The organism is Pseudomonas sp. W15Feb34 (assembly GCF_023127765.1).
GTDB classification, from domain to species: domain Bacteria; phylum Pseudomonadota; class Gammaproteobacteria; order Pseudomonadales; family Pseudomonadaceae; genus Aquipseudomonas; species Aquipseudomonas synxantha_A.
Window position 1 is genome coordinate 42,771 of the sequence record NZ_SPKN01000050.1, and the last position, 22,928, is coordinate 65,698.

A 22,928-nucleotide genomic window follows, 5' to 3' on the forward strand; every position below is an offset into this window, starting at 1 on the left:
CAACCGGAATCATTTAGCTATGCCATTTGGCAGATGGCACACCGTACCGTTAACAAGGTTTAATGACCCTCCCTGCGCCCGTGGCGCTTGCCCCAACGCCGGAGCCCAAGCATGCAAACCCTGCCACACGACCCCGGTAGTGCCTTGGCCATCCGCACCCAATATCGGCAATCGGAGAGTCGCGCGGCGCGCCTGCGGCTGTTGGTACATACCGGGCAGGAGTTGACCCGGCTGGCCCCGGACGCCATGCGCGAGCAAGTATTGGCACGGGCTTGCGCCTTCCTCGCGATGGACCACGGGATGCTGCTGGAGTGGGACGCTGACGGACGCGTTAGCACCACCGCCCGGCATGGCTGCCGTGATCGACTGAACAGTCTGGAGATCGCCGCCGACCGTACAATGCGCACGCCGAACTGGCAGGATCGTCCGGGGGAATCCTTGCCCAATGTGCTGCGGGTGCCGTTACGCGGTGGCGACGGGAATGCCTTTGGCGCCCTGGTGCTGGCCAACAGCGTGAGCCTGCGGGCGCCGGACAACGAAGACAGCGAATCCATGCAACTGCTCGCTACCCTGCTGGCTGCGCACCTTGAAAATGACCGATTACTGACGACGCTCAAAGCCCGGGATCGCACTCTGTCGGATCTGGTCAGCCGATTGTTTTGTGCGCAAGAAGACGAACGTAAGCACGTAGCTTATGACCTGCACGACGGCCTGGCGCAAACCCTCGCGGGCTTGCACCAGCGGCTGCAAGGTTTTGCCGGCCGCTGCCCGACACTGCCGGACACCCTCGGGGCAGACTTGCAGGCAATTCTGGCACTGGCCCAGCATTGCGTGGTTGAAGGCCGGCAACTGATCAGCGGCCTGCGCCCGACGGTGCTCGACGATTTCGGATTGCTCAAGGCGGTCGATAAAGAAGCTGATCGGCTGCGCGAAGCCGGAATCAGCGTGCATTGGTTAACGCGTTGCGAGGTGCGCTTTCCCAGTCAGGTGGAGATCGGTTTGTTCAGGATCGCCCAGGAAGCGATCAACAATATCCTCAAACATGCGCACGCCAAACAGGTGCAACTGGCGTTGGAACTGCACGACGGTCAGGCCTGGCTGCGGGTAAAAGATAACGGCAAAGGCTTTGCTGCCCCCGAACTCCAACTCGATACCGACAAAACTCGACATCTGGGCCTGGCCACCATGCAGGAACGCGCCAGCCTGTTGGGTGGACGCCTCACCTGCACCAGCGCAATCAACGGCGGCACCCAACTGCACGTCGGCGTGCCCGTGAACCTGGATGGAACACCCCAATGACCCACCTCCTACGCCTCGTGCTCGCTGATGATCATGAAGTCACGCGCACCGGTTTTGTCGCCTTGCTGGCCGGTCATCCGCAATTCGAAGTGGTCGGTCAGGCCCGCGATGGTCAGGAGGCCGTCGAGCTGTGCGAACGGTTGCTGCCGGATATAGTGATCCTCGACATCCGCATGCCGTTGCTCAACGGCCTGGGCGCTGCACGTCTGCTTCAGCAACGCCTGCCGACCCTGAAAGTGGTGATTTTCACCATGGACGACAGCCCCGACCATCTGGAGGCGGCCATGAGTGCCGGCGCCGTCGGTTACCTGCTCAAAGACGCCAGCCGCGACGAAGTGATCGACGCCCTGCAGCGCGTCGCTGCCGGTGAAGAAGCCCTCAATCGTTCCGTCAGCGCCCGCCTGCTACGCCGCATGACCGAACGTAATACGAGTGGCGGTACACCCACCGAAAACCTCACTGCACGAGAACGCCAGGTACTTGGGCTGGTGGCCAACGGCATGAGCAATCGCCTGATCGGTGAGAAACTGGGGATTACCACCGGTACGGCAAAAGCCCACGTCGAACGGGTCATCGGCAAACTCGGGGCGGCTGACCGAACCCAGGCTGCGGTGCGTGGCATTGCTCTGGGCCTGGTGACCCCACCATGAAGGTGTTTTATGCCGGACGCTGGGCCGACCTGCCGCTACGGGGCAAGGCCCTGGTGGTGATTTCCCTGCCATTGGTGATCCTGTTGCTGTCACTGGTGTTGATCTACATCACCGAGCGCCAGACTGCCCGTGCCGAAGAAGACGTGCGCCGGGTATTGCTGGTGCAAGGCGATATCCAGACTGTGCACACCTTGCTCGCCGAAGCGGCCGCCAGCGTGCGCGGTTATCTGCTTACACATCGAGAAGATTTCCTGCCGGGCTATCTGAAAGCCAAGCCCCTGATCGAATCGGCCCTGCGCCGCCTCGACAGCCATGTGCGTGATGAACGGGTGCGTGCACAACTTACCGCCATCGCACCGCTGATCAACAGCAAAATCGATGGGCTGGAGCAAATGCTTCGCGATCGAGAGGCTAAACCGGAGTCGCTCACCACCATCCTGGTCAATAACAAATACATCCTCGATGAATTGCGCGAGCATATCGGCACCATGCTCACCCTTGAGGACACGTTGCTGGCCGAGCGGACTGCGGCGGCATACGCGACCCGTCAGCGGCTGTTGTTCTCAACCTTACTGGCCGCCCTCTGCGGACTATTTGGTGCCATCGTGGCGGTACTGTTTTTGTCCAAAGGGATCGTAGCCAGGGTGCAGCAGGTCCAGGGCAATGCCCAACGCCTGGCCCTGGGGCAACCTTTGCAGCCACAACCGCCGGAGAACGATGAGATTGGCCAGTTGGGCACTCGTCTGGTGGAAGCCGGCCTACTGCTGGCTGAACGTGAACGCGCGTTGCGCGACAACGAAGAACGCTTGCGGCTGATCATAGACGGCGTGAAGGACTACGGGATCTTCGCCCTCGACACCCAGGGTTATGTCACCAGTTGGAACGCCGGCGCCGAGCGAATCAAGGGCTATACCGAGCAGGAAATCATTGGCCAACACTTCTCAATGTTTTACCTGCCGCAAGAGTGCCCCCAGCATCCCGCAATGGCCTTGCGTGAGGCCACTCGCGACGGGCATTACATGGAGGAAGCCTGGCGTTGCCGCAAGAATGGCAGCCGCTTCTGGGCCAGCGTGGTAATCACTGCGCAATACGACAGCAGCGGCACGTTGCGTGGGTTCTCTAAAATCACCCGGGACATTACCGATCGCCGCGCGGCCGAGATTGCGTTGCGCACTGCCCGCGAAGAGGCCGAGCGCGCCAGCCTGGCTAAAAGTGAATTCCTGTCGCGCATGAGCCACGAACTGCGCACCCCGCTCAACTCGATCCTGGGCTTTGCGCAACTGCTGGACATGGACGCGCCCCCTGGGCAAAAGGCGCAGATCGGTCACATACTGCGTGCCGGCCAGCACCTGCTGATCCTGATCAATGAAGTGCTGGACATTGCCAAGATCGAAGCCGGACGCCTGCCGCTGAACATCGAATCCGTGCCCTTGGAAATCGCCTTGCAAGAAGCCTTGACGCTGGTCTCGCCAATGGCCGCCGATGCCGGCATCCAGCTGGCACCGCTGCCAATCCTGGCCGCTGACAGTGGGATCGTCGCCGATCGACAACGCCTGACTCAGGTGTTGCTGAACCTGCTGTCAAACGCCATCAAATATAACCGGCCTGAGGGTCAGGTCAGCATCGAGGTCAAGATTGATCAGCAACGAATCGCTGTGTCGATCAGCGATACCGGCAAAGGCATTGCGGCTGATCGCCTGGTTCGCCTGTTCAAGCCGTTTGAACGCCTGGAGACCGACCCGAATGTGGAAGGCAGCGGCCTTGGTCTGGCACTGAGCAAGAGCCTGCTGGAAATGATGAACGGAAGCCTGACCGTGCAAAGTCAACCCGGCGTCGGTTCCCGATTTACCCTGGAGCTGGCGTTTGTACACTTGCAGGACCCCGTCGGGGCAGCCGCTGCCGCGCTCGATAATCGACCGCTGACCCCTGCACTTGCAGACCCCGAAGTTCAGGGCAAGGTGTTGTGCATCGAAGACAACCTCTCCAGCCTGGCGCTCATCGAAACCGTGCTGCAACGGCGACCCGGGATAAAACTGCTCTCGAGCATGCAAGGTCAATTGGGGCTGGACCTGGCTGCCCAACATGCGCCACAGCTTATCCTGCTGGATGTCTCGCTGCCGGACATCGACGGGCTGAACGTTCTGCAGCGCTTGCGCCGGTGCGCAATCACCCGAACCACCCCGGTGCTAATGATCACCGCCGATGCCACCGACCTCACCCGCCAGGCCTTGAGTGACGCGGGCGCGACCGCCGTGCTGACCAAACCGATTCACATTCCTTCGTTCCTTGCCCACCTCGACCAGTACTTTCCGGAGCCCGTGTGAACCCCGACCTGCGCATTCTGATCATCGACGACAAACGCCCCAACCTCGATCTAGTGGAGCAATTGCTGGTACGTGAAGGGCTGACCAATGTGCTGAGCAGCACCCAACCGTTGCGGACTCTGGAGCTGTTCAACAGCTTCGAGCCGGACCTGGTGATTCTCGACCTGCACATGCCCGAGTTCGACGGCTTCGCCGTGCTGGAACAACTCAACCGGCGTATCCCAAGCAGCGAATACTTGCCGATTCTGGTGCTCACCGCCGACGCCACCCGCGACACACGCTTGCGCGCCCTGGCCCTGGGAGCCAAGGATTTCATCAGCAAACCACTGGATGCGCTGGAAACCATGTTGCGCGTCTGGAACCTGCTGGAAACCCGCGTGCTTTACAAGACCTTGCGCACCTTGGTGCCAGCGGATCAAATCAATTTGCTGCAAAGGCGCGGTTCAAAGTCATCAGACTGAATAGCTCGATCACGCAACGCCCAAAGAACGCGCCGAAGCGTCTATTCCCCAAATCGCAGGCAAAAAAAAGCCACTCGTTAGAGTGGCTTTTTCTTTAATGCTTGGAGCGGGAAACGAGACTCGAACTCGCGACCCCGACCTTGGCAAGGTCGTGCTCTACCAACTGAGCTATTCCCGCTTGGTGATGCGCATTCTATAGAATCCTCAGCACCCGTCAACCCCTTGATTCAAAAAAGTTTTATTTCTTTTCAACCGTGGTTCGCAGATGAGGCCAGGCGGCGCGCAGGTATTGCAGCATGGACCACAGGGTCAGGCCGGCGGCGATGAGCAGCAAGGCGTAGCCGGTGAGTACCCAGAATGTGAAGTCCGACGGGTTGGCCAGCAGGATGACCAGCGCGAGCATCTGCGCGGCGGTTTTCCATTTGCCCATGTTGGAGACGGCGACGTGGGCGCGGGCGCCGATTTCGGCCATCCACTCGCGCAAGGCCGAGACGACGATCTCGCGGCCGATGATCACGGCGGCTGGCAGGGTCAGCCACAGGTTGCCGTGTTCCTGTACCAGCAGGACCAGGGCAACGGCCACCATGAGTTTATCGGCCACAGGATCGAGGAACGCGCCGAAGGGCGTGCTCTGCTCCAGGCGGCGTGCCAGGTAGCCGTCGAGCCAGTCGGTGGCGGCTGCGAAGGCGAATACCGAGCTGGAGGCGACGTAGCTCCATTCATACGGCAAATAGAACAACAGAATGAAAATCGGGATAAGCAGGACGCGTAGAACGGTAATCAGATTAGGGATATTCATCGGCACAACTGGCTACGAGGTGAGAAGGCATTCTATTCGCTGTGCAGGTTTGCATAAATCAGCTCAGCGAGCTTTTTACTGATACCGGGTGCTTTGGCTATCTCGTCAATGCTGGCACGGGACAGCTCCTGCAAGCCACCAAAATGTTTAAGCAAGTCGCGACGGCGGGTCGGGCCTACCCCCGCAACCCCTTCCAGGGTTGAGGTTCGCCGGGTTTTGCCACGGCGGGCGCGGTGGCCGGTAATGGCAAAACGGTGCGCTTCGTCGCGGATTTGTTGAATCAAGTGCAGTGCGGGTGAGTCGCCCTTCAAAGTGAACTCATGGGCGGCATCATTCAAGTACAACGTTTCAAAACCAGCCTTGCGCGTGGTGCCCTTGGCGACGCCGAGCAGGATCAGGTCGGGCACCGCCAGTTCGTTGAGCACGTCACGGGCCATGGACAACTGGCCCTTGCCGCCGTCTACCAGCAGGATATCGGGCAACTTGCCCTCCCCGTCCTTCAACTTGCTGAAACGCCGCGTGAGCGCCTGGTGCATGGCGGCGTAGTCATCGCCTGCGGTGACGCCTTCGATGTTGTAGCGCCGGTAGTCGGCCTTGATCGGCCCTTCCGGCCCGAATACCACGCAGGAGGCCACGGTGGCCTCGCCGCTGGAGTGGCTGATGTCGTAGCACTCCAGGCGCTGGGGCGGCTCGTCCAGGTTGAGGACTTCGGCCAGGGCGTCGAAGCGTGCGGCAACGTGCTGTCGATTGGCCAGGCGCGCGCTCAGGGCCTGTTCGGCGTTGGTCACGGCCAGTTGCTGCCAGCGGGCACGGGTGCCGCGTACGCGGTGGCTGATGTCCAACTCGCGACCGCGCAGCTCGTGGATCGCTTCGATCAAGGTTGGGAAGTCTTCATGCACCACGTTGACGATCAGCTCCGACGGCAGGTCGCGCTCTGGGCTGCTCACGTAGTACTGACCAAGGAATGCGGCCATCACCTCGGCAACGTCTTCATCGATACCGGTCTGCGGGAAGAAGTTCTTGCTGCCCAGCACCCGCCCGCCACGCACGCTGATCAGGTGCACACAGGCGCCGCCCGGATTGACGAACGCGGCGATCACGTCGACGTCACCGGTGCCGCCTTCCATGCTTTGCTGGTCCTGGACGCGACGCAGCAGAGAGATCTGGTCACGTAGCTCGGCAGCCTTTTCGAAATCCAGGGTGCTGGCCGCCTGCTCCATGGCCCCGGACAGCTCATCGGTGAGCGCGTTGCTGCGCCCTTCGAGGAACATCACCGAGTGGCGCACATCCTCGGCGTACTCTGCCGGCTCAACCAGGCCCACACAGGGCGCCTTGCAGCGCTTGATCTGGTATTGCAGGCACGGCCGCGTGCGGTTCTTGTAGAAGCTGTCTTCGCACTGGCGTACAAAAAAGGTTTTTTGCAGCAGGCTCAGGCTTTCACGGATCGCACCTGCGCTGGGATAAGGCCCGAAATACTTGCCCTTTTGCTTTTTCGCCCCACGGTGAATGCTCAGGCGCGGGAAGTTGCCATCCGATAAAAACACGTAAGGATAGGATTTATCGTCACGCAGCAGGATGTTGTAGGGCGGCCGCCATTCCTTGATCAGCGTCTGCTCAAGCAGCAGCGCCTCGGTTTCATTGGCGGTGATGGTGGTTTCGACCTGGGCGATACGCGCCACCAGGGCGGCGGTTTTCGGCGCAAGGCCGGACTTGCGAAAATAACTCGCCAGCCGGTTCTTGAGGTTCTTGGCTTTGCCCACATACAGCAGGCGTGCCTCGCTGTCGAACATGCGATACACGCCGGGGCGGCCACTGCAGGTCGAGAGAAAGGCACTTGGATCAAACGGCGTAGTCATGTCAGGCGCTGGCGTCCACCATGCCGTGGCGCACCGCGAGCAGGGTCAATTCAACATCACTGCTGATGGCGAGCTTCTCGAAGATGCGATAGCGGTAGGTATTGACGGTCTTGGGCGACAGGCACAGCTTGTCGGAGATCGACTGCACTTTCTGGCAACCGACGATCATCAAGGCGATCTGGATTTCCCGCTCCGACAGCGTATCAAACGGCGAATCGCTGGTGGGCTGGAAGGATTTGATCGCCAACTGTTGGGCGATCTGCGGGCTGATGTAACGCTGGCCGGCAAAGACCAGGCGAATGGCCTGCACCATCTCCGCCAAGCCCGCGCCTTTGGTCAGGTAGCCCGCAGCACCGGCCTGCAGGAGCCGCGTCGGAAACGGGTCTTCCTCGCACACCGTCACCACCACGACCTTGATGTCCGGGTGGCTGCGCAACAGCTTGGTCGTGGCACCAAGACCGCCGATCCCGGGCATCTTGACGTCCATCAACACCACATCGGGTTTCAATTCCCGAGCCTTGATCAGAGACTCCTCCCCTGACTCAGCCTGGCCGACTACTTGCAGGCCGTCGATGTCAGCCAGCATTCGTGTAATGCCTGTACGAACGAGATCATGATCATCGACTACTAGCACCCTAATCAAGCAGACACCTCGCGATATGGTCTTATAGATTGCTGAACACCTTAGCAAAAAAGCTGGGCGCAGACCTAGCCGCAAGCGTCATATATATGGAGTTTGCCTGCTCGGTAGTCGTCCACCGGCTGGCGGACGACCGGATTTATTGGGCAAAAGGTCAGGAATCCTGGGGCGCACGCCCGCCGTTTTCATATTTGCCTTGAGCGTTGGCTTCAACGCCTCCGATTTCACCAAAAACTTTCTGCGACAGGCCGAGTCGCTCTCTTTCTTGCCTTAAACGCGAACCGATTCCACTCATTTGGATGCATGATCCCATTTTGCACACATCAAGAGGTGACACACTCATCTCTTCGTTGAACGAACTTGAGCGGTTTTGAACCATGCCCGGAATCCGCACCGCTGCACAAGCCAAGGCCTGGCTGGAACATCAAGGGAAGTCGGTTCCTGAATCAGTATGCGCTTATTAGGATTTTGTACAGGGTTTAGCGTACGCGACAGACACGCTCCATCCGCCAGAAACCATCCTCCTCGCCAACAATGCTGAACCCCATGCGTTGATAGAGCCTTCTGGCCGGATTGGTCTTGAACACGGTCAACCGCAACAGCCCAAGCGCCTGCGCCTTCAGCGCTATTTGCTCCAGCACCCAGGTGCCTGCGCCCTGCCCGCGATACGCCTGGAGCAAATGCAACTCGCGGATGTATAGAGCGCCACCGTCACGGCTCAGGCTGATAAACCCCAACGTGTCGTCATCTCGGCAAATCAGCCAGTTTTCCCGACCGGCCCAGGCCGTGTCGAAGCCGGCATTGGACCAAATCAGCTGGTTTTGCACGTAGTAGCGGTTCATCGCCTGGTGGGTCAGGGCTCGCGCAAACGACAGGTCCTGTTCTGTGGCGGCACGCAGGTGAAAAGCCATTTACACGGCCACCACTTGGCCCACCCAATGCTCGTCGTCGCGGCGGGCAATCACCAGCGCTTCGCCGACACCGGGCACCGCTGCAAGCAAACGGCCATCCGCGGCCCAGATCGCACTGCGACCTGCACAGGCCCAGCCACCCGAGGGGCCACCGTGGTTAGCCATCAGCACCAGCAGACGATGCTCCGCGGCATAGCCCTGCAGCAGCGCGCTGTCTTTTGCGTAGCCGCCTTCGCTGATCAGTACGCCTGCTGCGTACACATTGGCACCCGCTTGCGCCGCATGACGTGGATGACTGGCGTGGGAGAAGTCGGCGCAAACCGCCAGGGCAATACGGTCATTGCCCCATTCGAGTGCCTCACCACCCTGCCCGGCCGCAAACGCCACGTCTTCGCCTGGATGCAGATGCTGCTTGGTGTACACCGCCAGTGAGCCGTCGGCCCCCAGCACCAGGGCGCCAATCAAAACATCCGCTTGCGGGGCCAGTCGGATCGGCATACCCACCACTGCCGTCAGCTGCAACTCGCGCGCCATCTCGCGCAGGGGCGCCAACACTGGCGCATCGGGAGCGATGGCCAAGTCAGCGGCCAGCGCAGGTTCATAACCGGTCAAAGACAGCTCCGGAAACACCAGCAATTGCACACCCTGCTCTGCCGCAGCCTGCATGAACACCCGGTGCCGTGCGATATTGGCTTCAACGTCGCCAGCAATGGAAAGGGTTTGCGCCGCAGCAAGGGTCAAGGCAGTCATGGTCGCGTCCTGGCAATCATCGTTTATGAGCCACCAGCATAGCGACACTCACCCCATAGCCGTAAGTACCCTCAAGCAATAGAAATTACTGATTGAATCCACCCGTGCGCCTCTAGTAAGCTCCCCCCATCATTTGGAGAGCCACCATGTTGCAACTCACCCATACTCAGGTTTGCCCTGCTGCCAGCGCCTTGCGCTCGGTGTCGGCTACCCGCGTGAACGGTTCGAGCGCACTGGCCGGCTTTTATTTTGGGTATTGGTTTAGCCACTGGCGCGCCTGATACCTGAAATCGGCGCCCACTACTCAAGGGGTCGCCTACCAGAGAAATCTAAACCCCCGGTCGGCTCCCCGACCGGGGGTTTTGTTTTTCAGCCGCTAACCATTTTGTTTGTTCAAGAACACTTAAAGGAATCACGCCATGAACTACGCCACTTATTACCGCTTCGACACTTGCACTGCATGGCGATTTAGCCAGCTCCGTTCGGGACAGCCTGCCGCCTCCGATCGGTCACCTATTGGTGGCAAACCAACACACCTCGCCAGTACGGCCAATTGTCGAACACCCCAGTAGGCCAAGCGCGCGGGAACAACCCGCCGCTTGCCCAGGAAGCCTTGAATATGAACTCCTCCGTCGCCGCTTTGCCCGTCTGCACCCTCAACAGCGCCAATGAAGCCCTGACCCAGCGCCTGCCCAGCTCCCTTGAGCTGAAACACCAGCTGCCCCTCAGCCCGTTCCTCCATGAACAGATCCACGCCCATCGCCAGGCCGTGCGTGCCATCCTCAATGGCGAAGACTCGCGCTTACTGGTGATTGTCGGCCCGTGCTCGATCCACGATCCGCAATCGGCCATGGAATACGCACGCAACCTGAAGCAACTCGCGCTTGAAGTCAGCGACCAGATGCTGCTGGTGATCCGCGCCTACGTCGAAAAACCGCGTACCACCATCGGCTGGAAAGGCCTGGCCTACGACCCGCACCTGGACGGCAGCGATGACATGGCCGCCGGCCTGACCCTGTCCCGCGAACTGATGCGTGAAATGCTGCGCCTGGGCCTGCCGGTCGCCACCGAGCTGTTGCAACCCATGGCTGCCGGCTACTTCGATGACCTGCTCAGTTGGGTCGCCATCGGCGCACGCACCACCGAGTCGCAGATCCACCGCGAGATGGCCAGCGGCCTGGGCATGCCCGTAGGGTTCAAGAACGGCACCGACGGCGGCGTCGCGATTGCCTGTGATGCAATGCGCTCAGCGTCCCACCCGCATCGCCATTTCGGTGTCGACAGCCAAGGCCATCCCGCCATCATCCAGACGCCAGGCAACCCCGACACACACCTGGTACTGCGCGGCGGTCACCGTGGGCCAAACTACGATGCACAGAGCGTGGTCCAGGTGAAACATGACCTGGCCAAGGCCAAAGTGGCGGCGCGGATCATGGTCGATTGCAGCCACGCCAACAGCGGCAAGGACCCACTGCGCCAACCGGCAGTGTTCAATGACGTAGTGGAGCAGCGCTTGCAGGGTGATACGTCGCTGATCGGCATGATGCTTGAGAGCCACTTGTTCGAAGGCTGTCAGCCGCTGAGCGCGTCAATGCAATACGGCGTGTCAGTAACCGATGGTTGCCTGGGTTGGGACGGAACCGAGCAGTTGCTGCGCAGTGCGGCCGAACGCCTGCGCGCCTCTCACAAAACCAACTGACGGGTGTGGATCAACATGCGGCAGCAGCGTTGAAGCGAAGCTAGGCCCGGGCCACCCGCGCCCGGGACAACTCCCGTAGCCACGGCAGTACCCGCAGGCCATGGGCAGCCTCGGATGGGTCGACGATGTCCATGAAGTGTTCGAGGCTGACGTTGTCCGGCACGCCCGGCAGACGCACCCGCACCGTCGCCCATGAACTGGCAGGCTCGCCCAGGTCGATGTGCTCGTATACCAACACGTGGTGCACTGACTGCTGGAGCCCAATGGCATGGTCCAGCAACCCGGCATTGATGATGAGCGCATCGAAGGGTTCGGCTGGAATGGAGGTCAGAATCTGGACTTCTTCGAGCGTTTGCACCGGCACGATCCGGTAATACCCCAACTGGTTGAGCATTTTCTCGATGTACAGGCGTTGCAGATGCTGTTCATCGGCAATCAGGATGGTCAGTGCTTTGTTTGGCATGGCAAACCCCTGGGGCAGGCAGTGCTCGGCAGTGAGCGTCGCCCATTTTCCAGACATATGCCGACGACAAAATCAGGCATTTTCCCCGTTTACGTAAGAGTTTTCCCAAATCGCCTGAATGGTGATCAACCGCGGTCAAGGCCGATTGCAATACGCGTTCAAGCCTTGCTGCAAAATACCAATCGCTTCACTGACGCCATCAACCGCAGGGCCCAATGCCAGGCGGTCCCGCTGTTCACACACCGCCTCCAATGTTTCACAACACGCGACCAACCCCTGCGCCTTTACCATCCGTGCGCCACCCTTGGCGCGATGGGCCAGGTCGTGCAGCTTGGCAAAGTCGGCCTGGCTTGACAGCTGTGAGAGCAAGGCACGGTCCGTTTCCAGGCTGTCGAGCAACGGCACCAGCAACTCGATAAGCGCGGGGCGATCATCCCCCGTCAATGCGACCAGGGTGCTCAAGTCAAACGCCTGCATTTGTGGCGGGCCCAACTCGGCGGAACGCGAAGCCAATGCCGAGCGCAAGTCGTCCAGCCCGGTGGGTTTGAACAGGCAGCCGTCCATACCGGCTTGCCGACAGCGCTCGGTTTCCTCCGGCTGGGCGTTGGCGGTGAACCCCAACAGCAAGCAAGGTGCCTGACCCCGTTCACGTTCTTGCGCACGAATCTCGCGCGCCAACTGGTAGCCATTCTTGAACGGCATATTGCAATCGGTGATCACGCCGTCGAATTGTCCCGTCCGCCACTGCTCAAACCCTTGTACGCCATCTTCGGCCGTAGTGATCTGGTGGCCCAGGAAGGTCAACTGGCGCGCCAGCAGCAAGCGGTTGGCCGGGTAGTCATCCACCACCAGGATGCGCAGTGCGCGGCCATCTGGCACGGCATCAGCAGTGTGTGCGGCGTGGGTCGGCAAGCTGTCCGTCAGGGCCAGCGCCAGTGTCACATCCACCCGGGTGCCCTGCCCCAACACGCTGCTCAAGTGCAACTGGCCGCCCATCATTTCGCACAAGCTGCGGCTGATCACCAACCCCAGGCCAGAACCGCTGCGGGCCGACTGCTGGTTATTGCTGCCCTGGATAAACAGGCTGAACAATCGCTGCTGATCTTTGACGCTGATCCCAATGCCGGTGTCTTGCACCCATAGCTGCACATTCAACCGGTCGCCCTCGACTACCGCCCGCGCCCCGAGGCTTACCTGGCCGCTGGCGGTAAACTTGATGGCATTGCTCAACAGGTTCGACACCACCTGTTTGAAGCGTAGCGGGTCGACCAGCACCGTCCGCTCAACCAAGGACTCCAGCTGGACTTGCAGCGCCACCCCCTTGGCTCGCGCCAATCCCTCGAACACGCGCGCCACCGATGCCAGCAGCTCACGCAGATTGGCCGGCTCCAGGGTCAGCGACAAATGCCCGGACTCGATCCGCGCGATATCGAGAATGTCGCCAATCAACTCCAGCATGCCGCGCGATGCCACGGATGCCACTTCCAAGGCATCACGGTCGGCCCGCCCCTGTTCGGCATTTTTCAAGGCCAACTCGATCATGCCGATCACGGCGTTCATTGGCGTGCGGATTTCGTGGCTCATGGTCGCCAGGAAGGTAGTCTTGGCGCGGTTAGCGGCGTCGGCATCGTCCTTGGCTTCCTGCAATTGGCCCAGCAAGCGATGACGCTCGCTGACATCCACCCAACCGGCAATCATGCCCACCACCTTCTCGTCGCCGTCGCGATACGGCAGCATCCATTGGTAAATGGTCAGCACGTCGCCGTTGGGTACCTTGAGTATCCGGTCATGAATCTGCGGCTCGCCGGCGGCCATCAAGCGCAGGTAATCCTCATGAAACGACTGGGCCTGTGGAGGATTGTTGACGTCGGTTTCCATCACCGTCTTGCCGATCACGTCTTCAAGCTTGTAACCAAACACATCGAGGTACGCATTGTTACAGGCCATCAACCGACCCTGGCGGTCGCGTACATAAATCGGATGCGGGGTGCCGTCGATCAATACGCTCATGAACCGCATCTGATCGCTGAGCGCCCGCTCGGCCTGCACGCGCTTACGAATCAGGCTGCGCAAGTAGATGATCCAACCCAGCGTGACCACCAACAACAGTGCGGCCAACCCGAAGCCCTGAATGATCACGTTGCGATAACGCAGCCAGTAGCTGTCCTCGATGATGACTTCGCTGCGCCATTGGCCAATCAATTCATCCATTTCCTGCGGTGTGATGCTCAGCAGTGCCTTGTCCAGGATCGAATACAGCTCCAACTGACTGCGGTTGACCCCGAAGGTCACGCGCGCCGGTTCAGTGCCGACCGTACTGGTGATACGCAAGCGGTCTCGGTAATGCCGGGTGATCAGATAGCGCGCACTGATCAGCGAGTTCACGGCGCCCTCGGCGTCGCCATTGGCCACCAGCGCCATGGCTTGCAGCGGGTTTTCAACGTCGATAAACGCAACCCCTGGAAAGTTTTGCGCTATCTCATCATGCAGGCCATTGCCGGTCACCATGGCCAGGCGTTTACCAACCATACCCTCCAGCGTGAGCGGGCTATCAGGGCTGTCGCGGGTCACCAGCACAAACGGGCTGGTCAGGTAGGGCCGGGTAAAGCGCACTTTGTCGGCACGTTCCGTACTGGGGGTAACCACCGCCAGCATATCCGCCGTGCCCGCACTGACAATATTGACCTGGCGCGGCAACGAACTGCCCGGGACCACATCGAACTTCAAACCGGTGCGCAAGCTGATGCGCGACAGCACCTCCGCACTCAACCCTTCGAATTGCCCCTTGTCACCGATAAAAGACAATGGCAGAAAGTCGTTTAGCACCGCGACTCTGACCCGTGGATTTTTCTGCACCCAGCGTTGTTCATTGGCACTCAAGTGCAGCCGGTCGATGCCCACGATGCCCAGGTTGCCACCGCTCCAGCGGCGCAGGATTTCCATGTGCTCACTGGCGGGAATGGCCTCCAGCGCCGCATTGATGATCTGCAGCAGCCGCGTATTGTCCCGGGTGACGGCAAACGCAAACGGGTTGACCTCCAGGGTGGAAAAATCAGCCATGCGTACATTGTTCAGGTGGTTGCGATTGATCAGGTAATTGCTGCTGATGGCATCGCCCAGGTATACATCGGCGCGACCAAACGCCACGGCGCCAATGGCCTCGAAGGTCGAGGCAAAAAGCTCCAACTGTGCACGGGGGTAAAATGCCCGGACAGCGTCGGGCTGCATATAGTGATACAGCATTGCCACCCGCTTGCCTGCCAGGTCGTCACTCAACGCTTGGCTGTCACCGCTGCGAGTCACCAGGGTCGGTTGATCGTTGGCGTAGGAACGAGACAACTGCAATTGCTTGTCGGCAGCCTCATAGCCATTGGCGGAACCGAGAAAATCCACGTCACCCTGCTTCAGGGCCTGGACCACATCATCACGGGTTTCGTAACGCCGAACCTCGATGGAGATATGCAGGGCCTGGCCAATCAGCGCGGCAAAGTCGGCCGTGATACCTTCGAGTTCGTCGTTGTTATTGGTCAGGTCAAAAGGCACGTAATCGGGGGCAGAAATCCCCATGACCAATGTGCGCCGCTCGCGTAGCCAGCGCCAATCAGCCTCGGTCATCTCTACTTTGGGGATTTCGAGGTGGGAGTGCCCCAACAGTTGCAAAGCCTGGGGCTCTTCAAAGGCCACCGCGATCAGGGGTAATAGGCTCATCCAAAGGATCGCGACGAACCTGGTCAACGCGGTGGTGATCATTTGCAGCTCAGATCAGATGGTTGCGCTGGGCAAACTTGGACAAATGCACCACCGAGGACATACGTAACTTCTCCTTGAGTCGAGTCTTGTAGGTGCTGATGGTCTTGTGGCTCAGCAGCATTTTCGCGGCCACTTCCTTATTGCCCAGCCCCAGGGCCAGCATCTGCAATACGGTCAATTCACGGTCCGACAATGACTCGATCATTTGTCGTTCCGTTTCCTGCAGGTCATCACGGCGTACCGAACTGGTCGGCAAACTGGGGAAGCAGCTGTAGCCCGACCTGATCGCCCTGATGGCTTTGATCAACTCGTCCAACTCCCCGGTCTTGGCCACGAACCCCATCGCTCCGGCACGCATACAGCGGGTAGAAAAGAACACCGCCATGTAAGAGGTGAGCACCAGAATCTTGCACGGCAGGGCCAGTGCCTTGACCCGGCTGATAACCTCCAACCCACCCAGTTTCGGCAGCGCAAGGTCGAGAATGATCAGCTCGGGACGTTGCTCCCTGGCCAACTGCATTGCATCTGCCCCATCCCCTGCTTGGTAGATTTCAGTAAACCCTTCCGATTTCAGAAGGTGTTTGACCGTCGCGCAGATAAATGGATGGTCATCCACAATTAATGCTTTGCTCATAAAACTTCCCTATGTGGACAAAATACCCTTACACATAACACCGGGACTGGATACCTGTGAGAAATGACAGTTCCGACGAGCGGCACTGCATACCCTCATGGCGATAACCAGGCGATGTCTGGCCCCTTCAATTAACTCAGCATAACCACGGACGCCGGACCACAACGACCCAACAGCCGCAAGTGCCCAACCTTACCAACGCCAAGATGTTTCAATTGAAGGGATATTCCTGACTATATGTAGGATTTTTCCACAACTAAGCTTAGCCAATCCTGGCGTGCCCAGAGGGATCAGTCGGTGGTACTCGGGCTCCAGAAGGCCTGTACCACCAGGGTTGACGTGGAGATGCGCGTCACCAGTGCATCCAGCTCATCGCCATCGACCGACGTTGCGGCCAGAGTGGCCTCGATTTCCACTTCTTCACTGCCGAATGGTCGCACGTCGACATCGCTGGCCGGGTAGTTACAGCGCGCCAGCTCGGCTTCCAACAGGACCATCACTGCCTGTTGCTGGCTGCGCCGCGCAATCACGTAAAGGATGTTGGTGACCTCTGCCGATACCACGTCCAGTGGCTGACGGTTGATGTTGTTGACGATCGGTCGCAGCAAGGTATTGGCCGCCAGCACAAACAGCGTGCCCAGCAATGCCTCAAGGATCAGGTCGGCACCGGCACAGGCGCCCACCGCCGCCGAAGCCCACAGGGTGGCCGCCGTATTGAGGCCGCGCACGTTGCCTTCTTCACGCATGATCACACCGGCCCCCAGGAAGCCGATGCCCGACACCACGTAAGCGACTACACGCACAGCGCCTTCCGCACCACCGAGGCGGTTGGCCATGTCGACAAAAATCGCCGCGCCCACCGCCACCAGCACATTGGTACGCAAGCCCGCGGTGCGCTGGCGGTACTGGCGCTCGAAGCCGATCAAACCACCCAAAATAAACGCCGCGCTGAGGCTGACCACGGTATCGATCAGGGAGTTGAGGTTGATGTTGTTGATTGCCTGCATAAAAAAATCTCCATGAATGCAGTGGCAAATTGGAAGCACCGCAGGTCCCTGTGGGAGCTGGCTTGCCTGCGATAGCGGCGCGTCAGCCAATGAATCAGGCGACTGATACACCGTCATCGCGGGCAAGCCCGGCTCCCACAGTTTTTGCGGTGTTGCATAAAACGTATTACTGCCAGCCAAACTTGCGGATGTAGTAGCCCTTCACCGCTTGGATCAGCGCCATGTACGCCAGCAAAATCGCGGGCAAAAATACGAAGTACAGCGACGCCAGCGCCTGCAATGTGAAGTAGTGCGCCAGGCTGGGCGGTACTTCGCGGCTGACACTGGCGTCAGTCACAGTCTCAAGCATCTCCAGGCGGAGAAAATGGCCCGCCGGCCGTAAAAGGCAGGCGCGTCCGTAGCATCCAGGCGTTACCCCGGTGCTGGTCAGCGTCGATGAGAGGGATTCAGGCAGGCGCCAGGACGGGCCACTGCCGGGATACCGCTTCTCGCTTTGTGAGGCGAGACAACGGCATCTGGAAAATGCGCGTTACCTTGCCAAGTAGATGCCGGTTACCGAAACCGGCCGACGACTGTCACTCGAACAAGTACCCACTGAGGGTCTCCGCTATTAATGAAAACGCGCGAAGCTTACGCCCCGATGGTGGCCGAGTAAACCGTAGGAAGGTGCCCACATGGAGAACACGAAAATTCTTCAGGATGGGTTCAGGAATGCCTTTCTCAACCCCATCTGCCAGCAAATGTGGGAGGGGGCTTGCTCCCGAAGAGGTGTGTCAGCTACGCATTCACTGCCTGACACACTGAATTCGCAGATACGCCCCAGCTATGGGCCAGGTGCTGTGCTTTCATTCATGAGCTTGCCTGCTATCGGCCGGCGCTTGGACACGATCTTCGAGACTGTAATCGCGCACTACCTGAGCAATACGCAGGTGGTAGTCAGCAAAAACCTGCCGACGGCCTGCTGATTGAGCTGCTCGATGTAGCTCAAGGCTGCGCCACTGCTGGATTGCTTCCTCGTCACGCCAGAATGATAGCGACAGCAGTTTTCCAGGTTCACTCAGGCTCTGGAAACGCTCAACTGAAATGAAACCATCGATTTGAGCCAGCAGGGGCTTGAGTTCGGCAGCGAGGTCGAGATAACGCTGGTAGTGCTCCTCGTGCGGCCAGGCTTCAAAAATAACAGCGATCATTGTTGAGTCTCCTCATCACGGCAGAACTGTGGGATACGGCCATTCAGGGAAGGCAAATAACGCCAGCGATAATCACGGGCAGAAGCGTTGGGCTGTCGATGCAAGAATGCCGAAATCACTTCTGAGGCAATAGCCAATGCCAAGGGTTGGCCTGGACATTGATGTCTGCCTGAGCCGAAGCTGAAGGTTCGTCGTCGCGCCCGCTTGAGCAAGAAGCTGTCGGGGTCTGGGTTGGCGCAGGGGTCTCGGTTGGCAGCAGCGAGCAATAATAAAATGGTATCGCCCGCCTCTAAAACGCTGTCGCCAATCTTGCATCGCCTGGCAACAAACCGCCGAGTGTTTTGTACCGGTGAATCGTGGCGCGCGACCTCTGCCACCCACTCAGCGACAAGCGTCGGTGTGGCTTGCATGCCTTCAAACAGCTCAGGCTTACGTTGGAGCGCTATAAGGGTGTTGCCGATCAGCCCGGCGGTGGCTTCGCAGGTCTGTGACAATAGCCCGATCAGATTCGCGATCAATGCATCATCGTCTTCCCAGGCTGAAGCGTCGTAATCGCTATAAAGACGGCCCAACGCACCACTACCTTTATCATCGTTACTCAGCAGCGTTTGGAACATTTGGCTCAGCCGTGCCGCCGCGCAATGGGCTTTACCGAGTTGAGCCTCGTCACTTAACGGCGACAGACAGGCAACAAAATCCCGTGTCAGCGGCACGACTTCCTTTAGCTGGCTGGATGTGAAACCTATCAAGGATGCAATGACCGAAACCGGCAACGTGAACATCCACTCATTCGGGTTATCGCCCGAGATATCAAATGTCTCGACGACCTGCGCCACGAGGCCTGCGATGTTTTGCGTGCCCATCGAGGCCAGGATGGGCTCGATAACCCTGCGCGGGCACTGATGTTGCGTCCCCTCGTTCATGCGCATCAAACGACCGAAAACATGGCCTGCGGCGCCTTGCGCAAGGGCAGTTGGAATCGGCTCGTGCAGTGGACGTACAAGGCAGTCGGGATGTTCCAGAATGGCCTCGACAACGCCGGCGCCACTGGCAATCCATACACCAAGATCTGCATCGAACAACAGTTCCCTTTGCTGCCTGAGGCATGAGTAATAAACGTAGGGATCGACATGAGTAGCGGCTTCAAACGGCGTCATTTTGGCAGTCCTTTTCACAAAGAACGGCTACTATCGAGCAATCGTCCCCCCCACAATTCGCTCAGGAACGAAATATGGATTCCCAAAGCAATGACACTGCTATTTCCCGTGTCGCAGGCGCCATTGCGGAGCCCGCGAGGACGAAAATGCTTTGTTCGCTGATGGACGGTCACGCCCGTACCAGCACCGAATTGGCAGTCATCGCCGATGTCAGTGCATCCACGGCGAGCGCGCACTTGGCAAGGCTCAAAGAGGACGGTTTGATAAAACTGCACACGCAGGGCAGGCACCGCTACTTCAGCCTGGCAGACGCGCACGTGGCCCAAGCTATTGAAGCTCTCATGGTGATCAGCCGAAACGCGCAGACCCAGTTCGTTTCGACGGCCCCCGGTCGATTGCAGTTGGCGCGGACCTGTTATGACCACATGGCAGGATCCCTGGCTGTACAACTGCACGACTATTTCATCGACGCCGGCTGGTTGAGCATGCCAGTCGCTGGTGACGGTACGTATCAGCTCAGCGTGGAGGGCGAAAAAGCGATGACAGGGCTCGGTGTCGAGATAGAAACCGTAAGGGCACAGCGACGTCGTTTCGCTTGCTCATGCCTGGATTGGAGCATGCGCCGCCCTCACCTCGCCGGCGCACTCGGGGCCGCTGTTCTACAAGCCGTTATAAGCCGCAAATGGGTGATCCAGGACCTTGATAGTCGAGCATTGGCCTTGACGCCCAAGGGGCGAAAGGAGCTGTACGGCAGATTTGGGATCACGGTTGAAAGCAAGGAGCTGGAGAAATCAGGCGCCGCCTCCATATGAGGCCATATTCAATCTCTTCAATCATCCCGCGTCAGCACTTCCAGCAATTCAATCTCGAAACGCAGGTTGCTGTTTGGCTTGATATGCACGCCCATCGAGCGTTCGCCATAGGCCAGGTGCGCCGGTACGTACAAGGTGCGCAGGCCGCCAACCTGCATGCCCATCAAGCCCTGGTCCCAACCCTTGATCACGCGACCGGTACCGATAACACACTGGAACGGTTTGCCCCGCTCCCAAGACGAATCGAACACCGTGCCATCTTCCAGGGTGCCGGTGTATTGGGTGGTGATCAGCGCGCCCTTGACCACGGTTTTGCCGGTGCCCAGGCGGATGTCAGTGACTTGCAGTTCGTCGTTGCTCATGGGGGGCTCATTGAAGGGTGAAAGGCTGGGGTTTTCCCAGATTCGGCTGGGTTTGGCAAGCGTAGGAACAGTCGGAACAATGACATTTCCCTTTAACTTGCAGGACGCTTCCGAGAGAATCCCAACCGCTTGCGCCGTTCGAATCACGTGGCTAGTCTTCGTCGGTCACTGCCAATTAGATAGCCGTCCGCTGTCAGGCTGCCAACAGCCTCGCCACAGAACCAGCGCCGTACCGCAATCTACTGTGGGAGGGGGCTTGCCCCCGATGGCGGCGCATCAGCCCCTGCATCATTGACTGACACCCTGCTATCGGGAGCAAGCCCCCTCCCACATATTGATTTGCGTGCAGCCCCGGTTTCTACAACCAATGCCAGAACCGGCTCCAGAAGCCTCGCCCCAACTCATCCTTGCACCCGGCATATTGCCGCGCATACATCTGCGAACGCGCCTGCACCTTGCTCGCCACCGGTAGCAACCAGGCTTTGCTGGCGTAGGTGCGCTGGCGGTAGCCGCCCCAACCTTCGTGGTAGTTCAGGTATTGACCATAGGCGTCGTATTTGTAGACGCCATTGATGGTGTAAGTCTTGTCCATGTACCAGCCGATAAAATCGATGGCGTCGTCGAAGTCTTCGCGATCAGCGCCGCTGCGGCCGGTGGCTTTGCGGTAGTCGTTCCACACTTCATCCTTGGCTTGGGCGTAGCCCGCAGCGGTGGACACTCGGCCCCAGGGGATGATCCACAACAGGTATTTACGCGGGGTCTTGGCGTCGTAGCGAAAGCCCGACTCCTGATACATGATCGCAAACGGCACCTGGATCGGCACGCCCCAGCGCTTTTGCGTGACCTTGGCGGCGTCGTACCAGTCATCTTTTTCGCGAAAGATGCCGCACAGGTCATTGGGCGTGCGTGGCGGCGAGGTGCCACACGCCGCCAACAGAGAAGTGAGTAATAACAGTCCAACGGCTTTGCCTGCGCTCAAGGGGCACCTTTGCGGGATACGGGTAAAAGGCCAGCATTTTACCCGTTCCCACAGACGGCGTCCTTGCCGCAGACAGTTTTACGCCAAAGGTACGCGACGGGTAGTCAACGCGATACGACCAATAAAGAAGCTCAAAGCCGCGCCCAACAGCAGCATGGCCAAGGTGCTCCATGCAGCGCGGGACAATTGCTTGGCGGCCACTTCACCGGCTTCACGGGCTTTTTGTTCAGCCTGTTTTTTCAGCTCATCGACCTTCTGCATGGCTTGCTGATATGCCTGGGCATAGTTGTCGACAATCTGGGTGGCTTCTTCTTTGCTCTTGCCGGTACGGGCCGCAACGATGTTGACCAGGGCCTCTTTATCCGCTGCATTCAAGGCTGGCTCGCCGGACGCTTTCACGCGTTCAAACCACTGCTTGAGCTCGTCACCGGCCTGGGCAGGGTTGGTCGCTGCATCGGTGGCCGATTGTTTGCCATCGGCAGCCGCCTGGTCGGCTTTTTGCTCAACGTTGGCCGGGTCCAATTCCGCCTTGCCGCTTTGCTTGAGCAAGGTATCGAGCTGGCCTTGCAGGCTGTTCCAGTCCAGCTCGATCCCCTGCTCGTTCAACTGCTGCTTGATGCTGTTGCCGATCCCCGGCGCTGCGGCCGCAATGCCACTGCCGGCAGCAGACAAGCCTTTACCCACGACGTTGCCGGCGGTGCCGACGACGCTGGAAGCCAAGCCTGCCAACAGCCAGGTGGTCAGCAAGGTGGTCAGGGTCCAGGTCAGCACCCCGTGCAGGCCGCCACGATCCGGCGCCGTGCGTCCAGCCACAAACGCACCCAACGCAATGGCGACCAAGGTCGAGACAAACAACCAGATACCCGCACCCGTGCCGAAGCCGCTCAACGGGTTACCTGCTTCCATCGGGTCAACGGCGCTGGCGCCGATAGCCGTACCCAACACACTCAACACCAGGTAGGTCACCAGTGCGATTGCACTACCGGCCAATACCGAGCTCCATGACACACGAAATAGCGATCGATTGGTTTCATAGACAGTGGTCATACAAAGGTCCTTTTCAAATTTAGAAGCAAGGCAATGCGCCTTGTTGAGTGTGAGTGTGGCGAAACGACATACGTTCAGTCCTGGCTCATATGCACCAGGCCGGGTGGTGCATTCGCACTCCTCCCAAGGCAAATTCTC

General features: G+C 59.3%; 21 protein-coding genes, 1 tRNA gene and 2 pseudogenes. 7 read left to right on the top strand and 17 right to left on the bottom strand.

Annotated features, from left to right (window positions below; all coding sequences use genetic code 11):
* Positions 1-111: 111 nt before the first annotated feature.
* The 4 genes from E4O97_RS26005 to E4O97_RS26020 are packed head-to-tail and all read left to right on the top strand — an operon-like array spanning position 112 to position 4,734.
* Positions 112-1,299, top strand: a complete 1,188-nt coding sequence (locus E4O97_RS26005) for a sensor histidine kinase (protein ID WP_248162673.1) — start codon at positions 112-114, stop codon at positions 1,297-1,299.
* Positions 1,296-1,949, top strand: a complete 654-nt coding sequence (locus E4O97_RS26010) for a response regulator transcription factor (RefSeq protein WP_078820944.1) — start codon at positions 1,296-1,298, stop codon at positions 1,947-1,949. The genes E4O97_RS26005 and E4O97_RS26010 overlap by 4 nt, the downstream gene beginning before the upstream one ends.
* Positions 1,946-4,273 carry an ATP-binding protein gene (locus E4O97_RS26015; RefSeq protein ID WP_078820945.1) on the top strand — a complete coding sequence of 776 codons (2,328 nt, stop codon included), beginning with the start codon at positions 1,946-1,948 and terminating at the stop codon, positions 4,271-4,273. The genes E4O97_RS26010 and E4O97_RS26015 overlap by 4 nt, the downstream gene beginning before the upstream one ends.
* The gene (locus tag E4O97_RS26020) at positions 4,270-4,734 is read left to right on the top strand and encodes a response regulator (RefSeq protein WP_248131938.1); all 465 of its coding nucleotides are present in this window, start codon (positions 4,270-4,272) and stop codon (positions 4,732-4,734) included. Before E4O97_RS26015 ends, E4O97_RS26020 begins: the two co-directional genes overlap by 4 nt.
* 102 nt (positions 4,735-4,836) lie before the next feature.
* Here E4O97_RS26020 and E4O97_RS26025 read toward each other — a convergent pair.
* The 5 genes and pseudogenes from E4O97_RS26025 to E4O97_RS26045 all read right to left on the bottom strand — a co-directional run.
* Positions 4,837-4,912, bottom strand: a tRNA-Gly gene (locus E4O97_RS26025).
* Between the two features lie 60 nt (positions 4,913-4,972).
* Positions 4,973-5,533, bottom strand: coding sequence for a CDP-diacylglycerol--glycerol-3-phosphate 3-phosphatidyltransferase (pgsA, locus tag E4O97_RS26030; RefSeq protein ID WP_044273195.1), 561 nt, complete (start codon positions 5,531-5,533; stop codon positions 4,973-4,975).
* Positions 5,534-5,565: 32 nt separating this feature from the next.
* Positions 5,566-7,389, bottom strand: a complete 1,824-nt coding sequence (gene uvrC, locus E4O97_RS26035) for an excinuclease ABC subunit UvrC (protein ID WP_248162675.1) — start codon at positions 7,387-7,389, stop codon at positions 5,566-5,568.
* 1 nt (position 7,390) lies between these two features.
* Positions 7,391-8,032 carry a UvrY/SirA/GacA family response regulator transcription factor gene (uvrY, locus tag E4O97_RS26040; protein WP_005786991.1) on the bottom strand — a complete coding sequence of 214 codons (642 nt, stop codon included), beginning with the start codon at positions 8,030-8,032 and terminating at the stop codon, positions 7,391-7,393.
* A gap of 160 nt (positions 8,033-8,192) precedes the next feature.
* Positions 8,193-8,324, bottom strand: a pseudogene (locus E4O97_RS26045) (transcriptional regulator); the annotation flags it as partial.
* A gap of 82 nt (positions 8,325-8,406) precedes the next feature.
* Here E4O97_RS26045 and E4O97_RS26050 point away from each other — a divergent pair.
* Positions 8,407-8,469, top strand: a pseudogene (locus tag E4O97_RS26050) (DNA-binding protein); the annotation flags it as partial.
* Between the two features lie 39 nt (positions 8,470-8,508).
* On the opposite strand, the gene E4O97_RS26055 reads toward E4O97_RS26050, so the two are convergent.
* Both E4O97_RS26055 and E4O97_RS26060 read right to left on the bottom strand, forming a co-directional pair.
* Positions 8,509-8,940, bottom strand: coding sequence for a GNAT family N-acetyltransferase (locus tag E4O97_RS26055; protein ID WP_078820876.1), 432 nt, complete (start codon positions 8,938-8,940; stop codon positions 8,509-8,511).
* A complete protein-coding gene (locus E4O97_RS26060) occupies positions 8,941-9,690 on the bottom strand; it encodes a carbon-nitrogen hydrolase family protein (protein ID WP_248162676.1) in 750 nt (249 codons plus the stop codon). It abuts the gene before it with no gap.
* 619 nt (positions 9,691-10,309) lie between these two features.
* Between E4O97_RS26060 and E4O97_RS26065 the strand changes: the two genes are divergently transcribed.
* Positions 10,310-11,389 (top strand): 3-deoxy-7-phosphoheptulonate synthase, encoded by a 1,080-nt coding sequence (locus tag E4O97_RS26065; protein ID WP_248162681.1) that lies wholly within the window; start codon positions 10,310-10,312, stop codon positions 11,387-11,389.
* 40 nt (positions 11,390-11,429) lie between these two features.
* Here the strand turns inward: E4O97_RS26065 and E4O97_RS26070 are convergent, their stop codons facing one another.
* From E4O97_RS26070 to E4O97_RS26100, 7 genes are all read right to left on the bottom strand, one after another.
* Entirely contained in the window at positions 11,430-11,852 is a 423-nt protein-coding gene (locus E4O97_RS26070; RefSeq protein ID WP_078820873.1) for a chemotaxis protein CheY, read from the bottom strand.
* A gap of 135 nt (positions 11,853-11,987) precedes the next feature.
* The gene (locus E4O97_RS26075; protein ID WP_248162683.1) at positions 11,988-15,560 is read right to left on the bottom strand and encodes a transporter substrate-binding domain-containing protein; all 3,573 of its coding nucleotides are present in this window, start codon (positions 15,558-15,560) and stop codon (positions 11,988-11,990) included.
* Positions 15,561-15,609: 49 nt separating this feature from the next.
* A complete protein-coding gene (locus tag E4O97_RS26080) occupies positions 15,610-16,236 on the bottom strand; it encodes a response regulator transcription factor (RefSeq protein ID WP_032876719.1) in 627 nt (208 codons plus the stop codon).
* 290 nt (positions 16,237-16,526) lie between these two features.
* Positions 16,527-17,243 (bottom strand): MgtC/SapB family protein, encoded by a 717-nt coding sequence (locus tag E4O97_RS26085; RefSeq protein ID WP_005786976.1) that lies wholly within the window; start codon positions 17,241-17,243, stop codon positions 16,527-16,529.
* 166 nt (positions 17,244-17,409) lie between these two features.
* Positions 17,410-17,580, bottom strand: a complete 171-nt coding sequence (locus tag E4O97_RS26090) for a hypothetical protein (protein ID WP_216092241.1) — start codon at positions 17,578-17,580, stop codon at positions 17,410-17,412.
* 508 nt (positions 17,581-18,088) lie between these two features.
* Positions 18,089-18,433: an antibiotic biosynthesis monooxygenase gene (locus tag E4O97_RS26095; RefSeq protein ID WP_032876723.1), complete on the bottom strand. Its 345-nt coding sequence runs from the start codon at positions 18,431-18,433 to the stop codon at positions 18,089-18,091.
* A complete protein-coding gene (locus E4O97_RS26100; protein ID WP_248162685.1) occupies positions 18,430-19,590 on the bottom strand; it encodes a cytochrome P450 in 1,161 nt (386 codons plus the stop codon). The genes E4O97_RS26095 and E4O97_RS26100 overlap by 4 nt, the downstream gene beginning before the upstream one ends.
* Before the next feature lie 74 nt (positions 19,591-19,664).
* On the opposite strand from E4O97_RS26100, the gene E4O97_RS26105 reads away from it, so the two are divergent.
* On the top strand, positions 19,665-20,402 hold the full coding sequence (locus tag E4O97_RS26105; RefSeq protein WP_078820870.1) for a helix-turn-helix transcriptional regulator: 738 nt from the start codon (positions 19,665-19,667) through the stop codon (positions 20,400-20,402).
* Positions 20,403-20,419: 17 nt separating this feature from the next.
* On the opposite strand, the gene E4O97_RS26110 is transcribed toward E4O97_RS26105, so the two are convergent.
* The 3 genes from E4O97_RS26110 to E4O97_RS26120 all read right to left on the bottom strand — a co-directional run bounded on the left by E4O97_RS26110 (position 20,420) and on the right by E4O97_RS26120 (position 22,790).
* On the bottom strand, positions 20,420-20,764 hold the full coding sequence (locus E4O97_RS26110; protein WP_078820869.1) for an FKBP-type peptidyl-prolyl cis-trans isomerase: 345 nt from the start codon (positions 20,762-20,764) through the stop codon (positions 20,420-20,422).
* 358 nt (positions 20,765-21,122) lie between these two features.
* Positions 21,123-21,743 carry a lipoprotein gene (locus tag E4O97_RS26115; RefSeq protein ID WP_032876738.1) on the bottom strand — a complete coding sequence of 207 codons (621 nt, stop codon included), beginning with the start codon at positions 21,741-21,743 and terminating at the stop codon, positions 21,123-21,125.
* 78 nt (positions 21,744-21,821) lie between these two features.
* On the bottom strand, positions 21,822-22,790 hold the full coding sequence (locus tag E4O97_RS26120; RefSeq protein WP_019821429.1) for a hypothetical protein: 969 nt from the start codon (positions 22,788-22,790) through the stop codon (positions 21,822-21,824).
* Between the last annotated feature and the right edge of the window lie 138 nt (positions 22,791-22,928).